The organism is Chryseobacterium scophthalmum (assembly GCF_900143185.1).
GTDB classification, from domain to species: domain Bacteria; phylum Bacteroidota; class Bacteroidia; order Flavobacteriales; family Weeksellaceae; genus Chryseobacterium; species Chryseobacterium scophthalmum.
On the sequence record NZ_FSRQ01000002.1, the window covers coordinates 977,346 to 990,050 of the forward strand.

The window sequence follows — 12,705 nt, forward strand, 5'->3', positions numbered from 1 at the left end:
CTTTAATTATGTTGAAGCCTTTTATATAGATAAAGCAATGACAGAAGATAACGAGGATTTTTTAGACGAAGAATTTTTAGATGCCAATAACAGTGTTGACATTGATGATGAAAATAAAGGTCTTTATGAGCATCTTAATATTACAGTTGATGGCAATCAGGAACCTTTAAGAATAGATAAGTTTTTATTTAACTTCAGGCAAAATTCTTCAAGAAATAAAATTTCGCAGACTTGCCGTGCCGGAAATGTCGTGGTTAACGGAAATCCTGTAAAGCAGAATTATAGAGTAAAACCGGGAGATCAGATTTCTGTTTTACTAACGCATCCACCTCGTGAAAACGTTATTGTTCCGCAAGATATTCCTATTAATATAGTCTATGAAGATGACGATTTGATTGTTGTAGACAAAGAACCTGGAATGGTGGTTCACCCAGGATTTGGAAACTGGGATAAAACTTTGGTGAATGCTTTGGCTTTTCATTTCCAGAAAAATGGCCAGAAATCAGATTTAGACAGAGTAGGTTTGGTTCACAGAATAGATAAAGATACATCTGGACTTTTGGTAATTGCCAAAACTGAGTATGCTTTAAGCTTTCTTGCCAAACAATTTTTTGAAAGAAAAACGAAGCGTCTGTATTGGGCTTTTGTCTGGGGTAATGTGAAGGCCGATGAAGGTACCATTACGGGGCACATCGGAAGGCATCCTAAAAACAGAATGCAGATGTACACTTATGTTGATGGAAGCCAAGGAAAGCATGCCGTTACCCATTATAAAGTTTTAGAGCGTTTCAAATATATGACTTGGGTAGAATGTAAGCTTGAGACCGGAAGAACGCATCAAATCAGAGCACATTTTAAACATATCGGTCATACATTGTTTAATGACGAGAGATATGAAGGAAATGTTGCTTTGAGAGGAGTTAATCTTCCTAAGTATAAGCACTTTATAAAAAATGTGTTCGATGTTTTACCTAGACATGCACTTCACGCCCATACTTTAGGGTTTATACATCCAACCACGAAAAAGGAATTGTATTTTGAGAGCCCAATGCCTCAAGATATGGCGGATGCTGTAAAAAAATGGAGAAATTATTTAGAAAACTAAAAATATATTGAGATTTTTTTTATATTTGTTGAATTGAAATCAAGATTTGTTATGAGAAAACTATATGCTATCGTATGTTTAGCTCTTTTGTCGAATGCATACAAAGCACAAGAATCACTACCATACTATCAACAATATCTTTTGGATGGTGAGTTCCTGTTCAACCCTGCACAATACGGTAAAACAGACTACGTACAACTTAACCTAAACTATCAACAACAATTTTCAAAATTCAGCGAGTCTCCAAACGTGCAGTCTGTAGGGATTAACGCGAATATTTTTGACAGAGTAGGAGCGGGTATTTCCGTTTTTAGAGATAGCAACGGTCCTATTTCAGCTGGAGGTATTACAGCTGGTGCATCTTATTTCATCCCACTAAGTAGTGAAGGGGAGAGAAAAGATCAGTTTTCTTTTGGTACAAGTGTTAACTTCTACAATATGAATTTTGATTACTCAAAAATCAATACTGAAGACGGTTACGACCCATTATTGCAAGGTAATGAAAGTAATATCTTTATGGCATATGCAAACTTCGGTTTAGCAGCTACTTATAGAGGGATTTTCGGGGGTGTTTCCGTAAATGATATCGCATTAAGCAATGATGAATCTATTGTAAACAATTATGAACCTTCTCCAATCAAGTTTTTCTTAAACTTAGGTTACGACTGGAAGATTGCAGACAATATTGCAATTACTCCTTCAGTTTTGGTAAATTTAAATACCAATTCTACAAGAATGACAGACTTCAACTTGATGGCTACATTCTCTAACGATATCAACGCATTCTCTTTTGGGGTGAGCTACAGAGCTGTTCAAAACAGATTTGATAATCAGGAACTAAGTGTTTCTCCAGTGGTAAAAGTAAGATTCAACAAATTTATGATTGGTGCTACTTACAACCTTGGAATGTCTGATATTCAGACTTATGGAGGAAACAGCTTCATGCTTGGAGTTGGTTATAACTTCGATAACTTTATTAATCATAGAGGATTTAGATATTAATCAATTTAATTTAAATAAATTTGAGCTCTGAAATTTTTCAGGGCTTTTTTTATGATTTACATTCACATCCCTTTCTGCAAACAGAAATGCAGCTATTGCAATTTTCATTTTTCCACTTCTTTGAATTTTAAAGATGAAATGCTGGATGCGATGAAAAAGGAAATTTTCCTTAGAAAAGACGAACTTCAGAATAAAAATTTGCAGTCTCTCTATTTTGGCGGAGGAACTCCTTCTGTACTTTCTGCAGATGAAATTAAATCTTTAATTGATGAGGTTTTAAAACATTTCAATTTTAATAATGATATCGAAATTACTTTAGAAGCCAATCCCGATGATCTGAATTCTCAGTTTTTAAAAGGATTATCAGATTCTCCGGTTAATCGTTTGTCTATCGGAACTCAAAGTTTTTTTGATGAAGATTTAAAACTGATGAATCGTGCACATAACGCATCTGAAGCAGAAGGTTCAATTAAAAGAGCGCAGGATTTCGGATTTGAAAATTTAAGTATTGATTTAATTTACGGTTCGCCAACTTCCAATCTGGAAATCTGGAAGGAAAATTTAAATAAAACCATTGCGCTTGAAATTCCACATATTTCGTCTTATGCTTTAACGGTTGAGCCGAAAACAGCTTTAGAGAACTGGGTTTCGAAAGGAAAAGTTGCAAACCCTAAAGAAGAAGAGCAAAACCGTGAGTTTTATTACATGGTTGATTTTCTGAAAGATCATGGTTTTGATCATTATGAAGTTTCCAATTTTGCCAAAGAAGGGTTTTATTCAAGACACAATTCTGCGTATTGGAAATATCAGGAATACTTGGGAATTGGCCCTTCCGCACATTCTTACAACGGAAATGATGTGCGAAGCTGGAATGTTGCCAACAACCAACAGTACATCAAGAAATTAAATTCAAATATTTTAGCCAAAGAAACCGAAATTCTTTCTCAACAGGATCAGTTTAATGAGATGATTATGATTGGTTTAAGGACGATTTGGGGAGTGGATTTAGAAAGTTTAAACCAAAAGTTTTCTGAAAATATTTTAGATAAATTTAATAAAGAAATTCAGCATAAAATAGAAGAAGGTATTTTAAAAATTGAAAATAATCACCTTATAATTCCTAAAAAACATTGGTTTATGGCAGACGGAATTGCCTCTGATTTATTTATTGTCTAGGCTGGAAGTCTGAAGCTTGAGGTTGGAAGATGTGTTTGTGAAAAACTTCCAACATCCGACTTCCATCATCCAACAATTTCACTATTTTTGTATTAAATTTCACATCGTTTGAAAACTAAAAAACAAAACTATTCGCATCTTTCGTCAAAACAACCTATCGGAATTTTCGATAGTGGAGTGGGAGGTTTAACGGTTGCCAAAGAAATAAAAAGACTTCTTCCGAATGAAGATCTTATTTATTTTGGAGACACCAAACATCTTCCTTATGGTGAAAAATCTAAAGAAGCGATTATAGAATATTCTACGAAAATTTCTAATTTCCTGTTAGAGCAAAACTGCAAAGCGATTGTGATTGCCTGTAATACGGCTACAGCAAATGCTTTGAAGGAAGTGATGCTGTCGGTTGCCGGGAAAGTTCCCGTAATTGACGTTATTAATCCTGTTGCCGAGAAAGTTGCCTATGAAATTCATAATAATGTGGGGGTTATTGCAACGAAAGCAACGGTGAATTCTGGTTTGTACAAGAAAAGCATCCGTAAGCATAATAAGTTTATTAAAGTTGATGAATTGGCGACTCCGCTTTTGGTTCCTGCGATTGAAGAAGGTTTTAAAAATCATCCGATCACACATTCTATTATTTATAATTATCTTAGTAATACTAAATTGAAGAATATTGAAACGTTGATTTTGGGTTGTACGCATTATCCGCTTTTGATCGACGAGATCAAACAATATTACGGAAACCGCGTTCGTGTGATTGATTCACCGAATATTGTAGCCAATCATTTGACGATTATTCTAGATAAATATCATCTTTTGAATGATAATAATCCGAAGCCGAATTACAAATTTTACCTTTCGGATATTACCAAGAATTTCGAAAAAATCTCCAAGAAATTCTTTGGCAAGACCATCGATTTAGAATTGAAAGTATTATAAAATAAAAAAAGACTCTTTATGAGTCTTTTTTTATTCTGTTACATCGCTGTTTTCGGTTTCTGCTTCCATTTCAGTTTCCTGATAAGGCTCGTAAAAACTAAAGCTTACATTTCCGTATTTTCTGGTGAATTTATAATTCGGATGATCAAGCTTTAATCTGCTTTGATGTTCCACAATTAAAACTCCATTAGGTTTCAGATATTTATTTTTTAAAACTAAAGAAAGCAATTCGTGATACTTTTTTTCCTCAGTTTCAAAAGGAGCATCAGCAAAAACGATTTCGTAAGATTTATTATTTCTGAATTTTTTAAGCCAGTCAAAAACATCGCCTCTTTGCGTATTTACCTGCAAACTCATATCCAGTTCTGAAGCGGTAGCATTGATGAAAGACGTATGTTTTGGGTTCATTTCAACCGAAGTCACATCTTGGCAACCTCTTGAAGCAAATTCAAAAGTAATAGAACCAATTCCTGCAAAAAGATCAAGAACGGAAATCGACTGCATGTCATAAGTGTTTTCCAAAATACTGAAAAGTGCTTCTTTAGCAAAATCGGTTGTTGGTCTTACGTCAAAGTTTTTGGGAGCGGCTATTTTTTTTGCTTTCCATTTACCGGAAATTATTCTGTACATTTTTGTTAGGTTTTAGATGGTAGGTGAAAGGGAGCAGTAGAAACTAAATCCTAAAATCTGCATCCTGCAACCTAATTAAGGATAAAATTCTTATTCGGGATATTATCAAAAACAACTTTCAGATTTTTTACAAATTTCTGAAGTTCAGAGATAAATGTTTCGTTTTCTGTGGTTTCACCATACACGTAAAAATAAGTGTCGTTTATTCCAAAACCAATTTTACTTAAAGTGAACATCACAAAATAAAGAAAATCTACTTCCGAATTAACATCCAGGTTGTTATATAAGATGATTTTTTTATTTGAAATCGCAAAAAACTCACATTGGTTATGATAAAGATTGATGTGAATTTCTTTATTATTCTTATTGTTGATTGAGTTTAAAAATTTCTCTCCCGAAAAATTAAATTTTACCGGAACTGAAATGTCTTTTATTTTATTATAAAATTCTTTTGGAAAAGTATAATAAAACTGTAGCTTAAACTTTTTGTTGACAGAAAGCATCAGTTCTGTATTTTCTTTATCAACAGGTGCGTTGAAGGCGATCAAATCATATCCCGAGTCGTGATCTTCAAAACCTTCGGGCATTAAAGTAAAATGATTCAGCGCAGAAACTACAGAAATTTCGTCATATCTCTGTTTTAGCAATGCTTCTTCTAGTTTTCCGGAGATGAAATCCTTTGGCGATTCTTCGTCTACGAAATAAGACTTTTCCTCCAAAACACTTTTGTTTTTGATGATTTGGTAGATCAGTCCGTCTTTGGTAAAAAGTAAATTTAGTACGTTCATATTACAATTGTTGCAAATTTAGTGAAATTCTACCATTACCGCACCCGATTGATGATGAAGTATTTCCTTATTGTAAAAATCCAGACCTGTTTGGCTTTCAAGAACATCAAAAACCATTCTCTGTAAAGTTCCGTCGCCGATTCCATGTACAATTTCAAGTCTTTTTAAATGATTTTTTCTACAGAAATTAATCGTTTGAATCAATTTTTCCTTTTGCAGAAACAACCTTTCGAAACTATCGTAATCATGAGGATTTTTAACTAAGTTTTCAAAATGAAGATCTAAAATTAAAGGATTTTTATCATGCTTTTTAGAAACTACTTTTTTAGGTTCTGCTTTTTTTATGATTTTAATATTTTCATAAATTTCAGCATCTTTCGGAACCAGTTTTTCTTTCGGATATTGATAAGTAAAACCGTATTCGTCTTTAAAAACCACAATATTTCCATTCACCGAAGTAATCACTCCGCTTAAATCTTCATCTACTACCGAAACTTTATTGCCAATTTTCATATGTTTTAAACACTAATCTGCACAAATTTTTAGCACGAGTTTTCACAATTTTCTAGTGTTGTTAGTGAAAACATTCGTGATATTTGTGTTTTTAAATTAAACTTTTGGTCCTAATTCAATCACAGCCAAATCTTTTATTTCTTCTCCATCAATTACAAACTGCATCATCGTTCTCATTTTATGCCAACCTTGTTTTCCGCACGCTCCAGGATTTAGATGTAATAATTTATTTTTATCATCATACATCGCCTTCAGAATATGAGAATGCCCTGAAATAAATAGTTTCGGAGCTTTTTCTGAAATCTCTTTCTTGGCTAAAGGAGTATATTTTCCGGGATAACCACCAATATGAATCATTAAAACCTCTACATTTTCACAAAAAAAGCGATTTACTTCAGGAAATTCAGTTCGTATTTTCGCATTGTCAATATTTCCCCAAACTCCTTTTAAAGGTTTAATTTTTTCAAGCTGTTCGATAATTTCAAAGCTTCCAAAATCTCCACAATGCCAAATTTCATCGGCCTGTTTTGCGTAATCTAAAATTCGGTCATCAATATAAGAGTGAGAATCGGAGAGGAGAAGGATTTTGGTCATTTATCTTATTGTTCTTTCAGTAATGTTTTGGTCATATTTCTCTTTGAAGATGGCAAGACGATCCGGATTCAATTCTCCATCATTTGTAAGTACTTTTTCTTTCAAAAGCCATTTTATAAGTTTTTCCATAGACTTTTTAGAATTCATAAAACTTGCAATTTTATAAAAATCATTAGACTCTACTTTTACTTTTTCGGTCAGAAAATTCAGTACATAATAATCATCATCTTGATACCTTGATGTTTCATTATCCATTTGTCTGTAAAGCAATATTTCATCGTCACTTTTCAGATTGTAAAATGAATATTCAACCATGTTGATTTTTTCTGCTTTCAAAATTTGTTTTCCATCAAGCAAAACTTTATCATCTTTAATCTCGACTTCCTGAGTAAAGTAAAAATTAAAGCTCAATACTAACAATGAGAATGTCAATAATTTTTTTGTAATCATTTTAATGGTTTTTTTTGCAAATATAAAAATGCTAATTGTTATAATCAGATTTTTTATAGAAGCAATTTATTTTTATTAAATTTTAAGTATTGATGAAATGGGAATTTAATTCTGCTGAATTGATTAAATTTGGGGAAATTTAAAAATAATGAAGCATAACTTATCTTTATTCTTTCTTTTAGTTTCTTTTATCTCTTTTGCGCAGGTTGAAGAAAAAAAATTAGACGAACTCATTCAGAATACTTTAAAAACTTTCGATGTTCCGGGAATGTCTGTTGGTGTTATCAAAGATGGAAAAATGATTTACTCTAAAGGTTTTGGAGTACGTTCGTTAACCACAAAACAACCGATGGATGATACAACTTTGGTGGGTATTGCTTCTAATTCTAAGGCTTTCACTTGTGTTGCTTTGGCGATTTTGGCAGACGAAGGAAAACTGAACTGGGACGATAAAGTTTCAAAATACATTCCTGAATTTCAAATGTATGATTCATATGTTTCTCAAAATGTAACGATTAAAGATTTGATAACCCACAGAGCCGGTTTAGGTTTGGGACAAGGAGATTTGATGTTTTTTCCTGAAGGTGGAAATCTTACGGTGAACGATATTGTACACAATGTAAGATATTTAAAACCTGAAAATCCTTTCAGAACGACTTTAGATTATAATAACATTATGTTTATTGTTGCCGGAGAAGTTATTCACAGAGTTTCCGGTTTGAGCTGGGTAGATTTTATCGAACAGAGAATTATGAAACCTGTCGGAATGAATTCAAGTTTCGGAAGTTACAACAGAGCAAAAGCTGTTGCTAATAAAATTGATGCACACGCTCCTGTTGATGGAAAAGCAATTGCAGTTCCTCACGACTGGAACGAAACAGCCAATGCAGCGGGTGGAATTATGAGTAACATTAAAGACATGACGACTTGGGCAGAATTTCTTTTAAATGGATTCACAACGAAAGACGGAAAGAAATTAGTTTCAGATAAAAATATTCAACAGCTTTGGAGTTTGCAGATTCCTGACAGAGTAGCGATGAAAAATCCTTATGATACAAGTTTCTATGGATACGGTTTAGGTTGGTTCTTAAGCGATGTAAAAGGTCATAAACAAGTTCAGCATACAGGTGGATTGATTGGAACAGTAACGCAGTTTACTTTAATTCCGGATATGAAATTAGGAATTGTGGTTTTAACGAACCAACAATCTGGTGCAGCCTTCAACACGATTACAAATACGGTAAAAGATTCTTATTTAGGAATTGCGGATAGAAATTGGCTGAAAACTTATGGTGAAAGAATGCAGAAAGTGGAAGCTGAATACAATAAGCAAAAGAAAGAAGCTTTTGCAAAATCTGATGCATTTAAAAAAGATAAAAATCTTCAGCCTAAAGCAGAACAGTTTGTCGGAAAGTACAATGATGTATGGTTTGGTGATGTTGAAATTGCTCAACAGGGAAATACTTACAGGATTTTTTGTAAAAATTCTCCAAGACTGAAAGGGGAATTGCTTCCTTTTTCAAACAATACTTTTATCATCAAATGGGACGACAGAAGTTATGATGCCGATGCGTATCTTATTTTTAGCTACGATGAAAACGGGAAAGCAGAATCTGCAAAAATGAAAGCGATTTCAGATATTACAGATTTTAGTTTTGATTTTGACGATCTGGATTTGAGAAGAAAATAATATCAATCAACGAATATAAAAAGAGGCTGTTTTTGCAGCCTCTTTTTTATTAAATTATTTCTTGATAAACTTCTTAGTGATTTCTCCAGTTTTTAGAATGTAATTTCCTGAAGAAAGATGGCTTACATTGATAGAATTCCTTTCGAATGTTCCTGAATTGATGAGTCTGCCCCTCATGTCAAATATTTGATATTCTTTTGATGGAGCGTTGTAAACGTTTAGCTTGTCAATCGCAGGATTAGGATAAATTTTTATATCTTTTGGACCAATTGAGCTGAACTCTGAAACAGAAAGATTTGCTAGATCTACTTTAAATATAGCATTGGCAAAAAAATCTGTAATATACATGATGTTATCGTGCATTAATAATCCTGAAGGATAATCTAATAAGCTAGACGTTACAGCATCAGAAACTGTTGGGTTCAAAACAGAAGTGCTGATTTTTGAAATTTTTGAAGCTCCTGCTTCCGCTATAAATAATTGCTTTCCATTTGATGTAAGACCTGAAGGATAGCTCAATCCTTGAGCGACTATCACATTTGTTGCAGAACTGTTATTGAGTTCGAATCTTACAAGCCTTCCGGCAAATCTTTCGGTAATGTAAAGTTGGCTACCAACTACCTCAATCTCAAAAGGACTTGAAACATAAGTAACATCTATTAATTGAGGTGAAGTTTGAGTAACATCTATTTTGGCAACTTTATTATCTCCTTCCAATGCTACATATAAATCATTTCCGATAAACTCAAGACCTATCGGGCTGTTTACATTAGATATTACGATTTCGGGAACCGGATTTGGATTTGTTAAATTTACTTTGGAAATTTTGTTACCTCCGAATTCTGAAATATAGAGCATGTTATCTTTTATTGCTAATCCGTAAGGTCTGTTTACTCCCGTTGCTACATCAATTGGAGGAGTATTTGGATTGGTAAGATCAAACTTCACAACTTTATCTGAATAATAGTAACCAACATACAAATCGTTACCATCCGTAATCATCGGGTTAGGTGTTGTTAAATTGTCTTGAAATACGCTTATTGAGGTTTGTGAATAAGTTTTGCTTCCTAATAATAGAAAGAAAGTGACCAATAAATAAATTTGTCTGTGCATAATAATAGGATTTTAAATTGTACTTTATTTAGAATAAATAAAATTTAGACAAACTTAATTGTTTTATTCGCAACCGGAAAATGTGCAGTCGGTTGCATTCAAAGAAAGAGAAATAACAAAATAATAATATTGTTATTAATCAGTTTTTATAAATAAACTCAAATGATTTTGGGTTGCCATCCAATTTTCAGAATAGAAAATCTAAGTGTGATAAAAACTATTTTAAAACTTTAAAATCAGCTTCTGCTCTTGAAAATTCTCGATTAAGACCTTGATTTTCGAAGAAATCTCTTAACTCAATCAAACGTTTTTGATTATTATATTTTAAACTTGAATTCAGCTTTTGTTGGCAAAGAGAGCAGGCTCTTGCAAAATGCGAATCTGTCTCGGTAAGATTATTTGTTCCATTCATTACGCAATTTGCATTCAGGCAATGGCTTATTCCAAACATATGACCAATTTCATGTGAACTTATTTTCAGTAATCTTTCGAGACTTTTATTAAAGTTTGCTTCTGTCAAATTTCAATCATAAAATCTGAACATCGAGGTAACGCCAACTCCATTTTCATAGGAAGCAAGCCCGAAAACATAATTCCATTCAGGTCTTGGGAAAAGGTCTTTTTCAGTGATTCCCATCAGAACAACTGCATCTTTAGGTTTTTTCTTTACTAAAATGCTGTCAAGAATATAACTGGCTAAAACCTGTTCCTGATTATTGCTTCTAATTCTTATGGCAAATTTTGGTAAAATAGTATTGGATAAAGTAGGGAGAATCTTAGTTTCCAGTTGAAAGTATGTGGCTAAATATTGTTTTGTGAGCTCAATTTGTTTCTTCTGTAGAATATTAAATTCACCTATTGGCTGAAGGTAAATCGTATTCTTTCCTTCTTCCGGTTTTATTTTTTTTAATTTTTGAAAGTCTTGAAATGTCTGAAAACTTTCTTTTTTATTGTATCTCCATTCTTCTGGTGTAGGATTTTTTAATGCTTCGTCATTAAATGCAATCTTTTCAAAATAAGATAATTCTTTCTTTTGACATGAAAAAAGAAAGATGAGAAGAGGTAAATAAATTAAACTTAAATATGAATTAAATTTTCCCGGGCTCATAAAAGAAAAGAAGCTTTTTAATGGCTCCGTCAAACTGCGACCAAGAATCACAATCAATTTGAAAGCCTGCAACACCACAAGTCGGAAAATGGAAAACATCCTCAGAAATAGAATTGGCAAAATTGGAAATGCCATTATTGTGGGAGAAAAACGCAACAGAATTCAAATCATCATTTAAATCATAAATGACAGAGTGAAAATTACTTTCAGAAGGATTGTAAAGTTTTTCGTCGGTTCCAAAAGTTAGATTATAGGTTTGATTAAAAATTTTGCAGGTAGATAAAGCTCTTACTGCAGGGCTGGAAATAAAATAATCAATACCGATGCTGTTGTTTTTCAGAAATTTAGACATTTTAAGGGCATCTAGCAAACCTTTGTCTGCCAAAGGTCTGTCGAAGTCGCTAGTTTCTTCAGGCCAGTCACTTTTTGCATGTCTTACGAGGATGAGTTGCTTCATAGTCTTGAGTTTGGATAAGATAAAATTAAACAAAAATTAACGGATAAAAAACATGATTTATAAAAAAAACTGTGTTAGGAATATAATGAGTAAAATTTCTTAAATTTGCAGACTTATGGGACAGATCATTGCTATAGACTACGGAAAAGCACGTTGTGGCGTTGCAGCAACCGATGATATGAAGATTATTGCAAGTGGTCTTGATACTGTGGAAACACGTTTTCTGATGGATTTTTTGAAAAAATACGTCGTTGAAAACCGTGTGGAAGAAGTGGTAGTAGGTCTGCCAACAGACTTGAAGGGAAATGTTTCAGAAGTGGAAACCGATATTTTAGGGTTTATAGAAAACTTTAAAAAAGAATTTCCACAGATTGAAGTTCATCGTTTTGATGAAAGATTTACTTCAAAAATGGCTTCGTTTTTTATTTCGCAAAGTGGAAAAAATAAAAAACAAAGACAACAAAAAGGATTAATAGATAAAGTAAGTGCAACCATCATATTGCAGAATTTTTTAGAACAAAAAACAAGATGATTTTACCAATAAGAGCTTTTGGAGATCCTGTTTTAAGAAAAACGGGAAAAGAGATAGATAAAAATTATCCGGATCTGCAACAACTGATCGATAATATGTTTGAAACCATGTACGAGGCAAACGGTATTGGTTTGGCGGCACCTCAGATTGGTTTAGATCTCAGATTGTTTATCGTAGATGTTACGCCTTTGGCAGAAGATGAAGATTACGAAGATATTGCTGAAGAGCTGAAAGACTTTAAAAAAGTTTTCATCAATGCTCAAATTCTTGAAGAATCTGGCGAAGAATGGAAGTTTAACGAAGGTTGTCTTTCGATTCCGGATGTAAGAGAAGATGTGAAAAGAAAAAGTACCATCCTGATCGAATATTATGACGAAAATTTTGTGAAGCATACCGAAACTTTTTCCGATATTAGAGCCCGCGTAATTCAGCACGAATATGATCATATTGAAGGGACCCTTTTCACCGATCACTTAAGTGCTTTGAAGAAAAAGCTGGTAAAAGGAAAACTTACAAAGATCACTCAGGGAGAAGTATCTATTGGTTACAAAATGAGATTTCCAAAATAATTTAAACTAAGAAATATATTATTATAAAAAGCGTTATAG

The 12,705-nt window shown here is 33.0% G+C and carries 16 protein-coding genes; 7 read left to right on the forward strand and 9 right to left on the reverse strand.

Annotated features, from left to right (window positions below):
* Window positions 1-37 precede the first annotated feature (37 nt).
* The 4 genes from BUR17_RS14775 (at window position 38) to murI (ending at window position 4,222) form a co-directional block, all read left to right on the forward strand.
* Window positions 38-1,105: an RluA family pseudouridine synthase gene (locus tag BUR17_RS14775; RefSeq protein WP_074231093.1), complete on the forward strand. Its 1,068-nt coding sequence runs from the start codon at window positions 38-40 to the stop codon at window positions 1,103-1,105.
* A 51-nt stretch (window positions 1,106-1,156) separates the two neighbouring features.
* A complete protein-coding gene (locus BUR17_RS14780) occupies window positions 1,157-2,107 on the forward strand; it encodes a PorP/SprF family type IX secretion system membrane protein (protein ID WP_074231094.1) in 951 nt (316 codons plus the stop codon).
* A 51-nt stretch (window positions 2,108-2,158) separates the two neighbouring features.
* Window positions 2,159-3,283 (forward strand): radical SAM family heme chaperone HemW, encoded by a 1,125-nt coding sequence (hemW, locus tag BUR17_RS14785; protein WP_074231095.1) that lies wholly within the window; start codon window positions 2,159-2,161, stop codon window positions 3,281-3,283.
* A 108-nt stretch (window positions 3,284-3,391) separates the two neighbouring features.
* The gene (gene murI, locus BUR17_RS14790) at window positions 3,392-4,222 is read left to right on the forward strand and encodes a glutamate racemase (protein ID WP_074231096.1); all 831 of its coding nucleotides are present in this window, start codon (window positions 3,392-3,394) and stop codon (window positions 4,220-4,222) included.
* Between the two features lie 30 nt (window positions 4,223-4,252).
* On the opposite strand, the gene BUR17_RS14795 is transcribed toward murI, so the two are convergent.
* From BUR17_RS14795 to BUR17_RS14815, 5 genes are all read right to left on the reverse strand, one after another.
* A complete protein-coding gene (locus BUR17_RS14795) occupies window positions 4,253-4,852 on the reverse strand; it encodes an RsmD family RNA methyltransferase (protein ID WP_074231097.1) in 600 nt (199 codons plus the stop codon).
* Window positions 4,853-4,923: 71 nt separating this feature from the next.
* Window positions 4,924-5,640 (reverse strand): DUF3822 family protein, encoded by a 717-nt coding sequence (locus tag BUR17_RS14800; RefSeq protein WP_074231098.1) that lies wholly within the window; start codon window positions 5,638-5,640, stop codon window positions 4,924-4,926.
* A gap of 18 nt (window positions 5,641-5,658) precedes the next feature.
* Window positions 5,659-6,153 carry a Smr/MutS family protein gene (locus BUR17_RS14805; RefSeq protein WP_074231099.1) on the reverse strand — a complete coding sequence of 165 codons (495 nt, stop codon included), beginning with the start codon at window positions 6,151-6,153 and terminating at the stop codon, window positions 5,659-5,661.
* Window positions 6,154-6,249: 96 nt separating this feature from the next.
* Window positions 6,250-6,747 (reverse strand): metallophosphoesterase family protein, encoded by a 498-nt coding sequence (locus BUR17_RS14810; protein WP_074231100.1) that lies wholly within the window; start codon window positions 6,745-6,747, stop codon window positions 6,250-6,252.
* The gene (locus tag BUR17_RS14815) at window positions 6,748-7,197 is read right to left on the reverse strand and encodes a hypothetical protein (RefSeq protein WP_074231101.1); all 450 of its coding nucleotides are present in this window, start codon (window positions 7,195-7,197) and stop codon (window positions 6,748-6,750) included.
* 148 nt (window positions 7,198-7,345) lie between these two features.
* Here BUR17_RS14815 and BUR17_RS14820 point away from each other — a divergent pair, with 148 nt between their 5' ends.
* Window positions 7,346-8,887, forward strand: coding sequence for a serine hydrolase (locus BUR17_RS14820; RefSeq protein ID WP_074231102.1), 1,542 nt, complete (start codon window positions 7,346-7,348; stop codon window positions 8,885-8,887).
* Between the two features lie 54 nt (window positions 8,888-8,941).
* Here the strand turns inward: BUR17_RS14820 and BUR17_RS14825 are convergent, their stop codons facing one another.
* The 4 genes from BUR17_RS14825 to BUR17_RS14835 form a co-directional block, all read right to left on the reverse strand.
* Complete coding sequence (locus BUR17_RS14825; RefSeq protein WP_074231103.1) at window positions 8,942-10,000, reverse strand: T9SS type A sorting domain-containing protein; 1,059 nt, start codon at window positions 9,998-10,000, stop codon at window positions 8,942-8,944.
* A 217-nt stretch (window positions 10,001-10,217) separates the two neighbouring features.
* Complete coding sequence (locus BUR17_RS21040) at window positions 10,218-10,520, reverse strand: zinc metalloprotease (protein ID WP_228418765.1); 303 nt, start codon at window positions 10,518-10,520, stop codon at window positions 10,218-10,220.
* Window positions 10,521-10,523: 3 nt separating this feature from the next.
* Entirely contained in the window at window positions 10,524-11,108 is a 585-nt protein-coding gene (locus BUR17_RS14830; protein WP_228418768.1) for an archaemetzincin, read from the reverse strand.
* Window positions 11,089-11,565 carry a SixA phosphatase family protein gene (locus BUR17_RS14835; protein ID WP_074231104.1) on the reverse strand — a complete coding sequence of 159 codons (477 nt, stop codon included), beginning with the start codon at window positions 11,563-11,565 and terminating at the stop codon, window positions 11,089-11,091. Before BUR17_RS14835 ends, BUR17_RS14830 begins: the two co-directional genes overlap by 20 nt.
* Window positions 11,566-11,680: 115 nt before the next feature.
* On the opposite strand from BUR17_RS14835, the gene ruvX reads away from it, so the two are divergent.
* Window positions 11,681-12,097: a Holliday junction resolvase RuvX gene (gene ruvX, locus BUR17_RS14840; RefSeq protein ID WP_074231105.1), complete on the forward strand. Its 417-nt coding sequence runs from the start codon at window positions 11,681-11,683 to the stop codon at window positions 12,095-12,097.
* Window positions 12,094-12,666 (forward strand): peptide deformylase, encoded by a 573-nt coding sequence (gene def / locus BUR17_RS14845; protein WP_074231106.1) that lies wholly within the window; start codon window positions 12,094-12,096, stop codon window positions 12,664-12,666. Before ruvX ends, def begins: the two co-directional genes overlap by 4 nt.
* Window positions 12,667-12,705 lie beyond the last annotated feature (39 nt).

What these genes read in the sequence shown, in the direction of transcription:
- def (WP_074231106.1), top strand. Translation starts at nt 12,094, where the DNA reads ATGATTTTACCAATAAGAGCTTTTGGAGATCCTGTTTTAAGAAAAACG.
- BUR17_RS14780 (WP_074231094.1), top strand. Translation starts at nt 1,157, where the DNA reads ATGAGAAAACTATATGCTATCGTATGTTTAGCTCTTTTGTCGAATGCA.
- BUR17_RS14815 (WP_074231101.1), bottom strand. Translation starts at nt 7,197, where the DNA reads ATGATTACAAAAAAATTATTGACATTCTCATTGTTAGTATTGAGCTTT.
- BUR17_RS14805 (WP_074231099.1), bottom strand. Translation starts at nt 6,153, where the DNA reads ATGAAAATTGGCAATAAAGTTTCGGTAGTAGATGAAGATTTAAGCGGA.
- BUR17_RS14825 (WP_074231103.1), bottom strand. Translation starts at nt 10,000, where the DNA reads ATGCACAGACAAATTTATTTATTGGTCACTTTCTTTCTATTATTAGGA.
- BUR17_RS14835 (WP_074231104.1), bottom strand. Translation starts at nt 11,565, where the DNA reads ATGAAGCAACTCATCCTCGTAAGACATGCAAAAAGTGACTGGCCTGAA.
- hemW (WP_074231095.1), top strand. Translation starts at nt 2,159, where the DNA reads ATGATTTACATTCACATCCCTTTCTGCAAACAGAAATGCAGCTATTGC.
- BUR17_RS14795 (WP_074231097.1), bottom strand. Translation starts at nt 4,852, where the DNA reads ATGTACAGAATAATTTCCGGTAAATGGAAAGCAAAAAAAATAGCCGCT.
- BUR17_RS14820 (WP_074231102.1), top strand. Translation starts at nt 7,346, where the DNA reads ATGAAGCATAACTTATCTTTATTCTTTCTTTTAGTTTCTTTTATCTCT.
- ruvX (WP_074231105.1), top strand. Translation starts at nt 11,681, where the DNA reads ATGGGACAGATCATTGCTATAGACTACGGAAAAGCACGTTGTGGCGTT.
- BUR17_RS14830 (WP_228418768.1), bottom strand. Translation starts at nt 11,108, where the DNA reads ATGAGCCCGGGAAAATTTAATTCATATTTAAGTTTAATTTATTTACCT.
- BUR17_RS14775 (WP_074231093.1), top strand. Translation starts at nt 38, where the DNA reads ATGACAGAAGATAACGAGGATTTTTTAGACGAAGAATTTTTAGATGCC.
- BUR17_RS14800 (WP_074231098.1), bottom strand. Translation starts at nt 5,640, where the DNA reads ATGAACGTACTAAATTTACTTTTTACCAAAGACGGACTGATCTACCAA.
- BUR17_RS14810 (WP_074231100.1), bottom strand. Translation starts at nt 6,747, where the DNA reads ATGACCAAAATCCTTCTCCTCTCCGATTCTCACTCTTATATTGATGAC.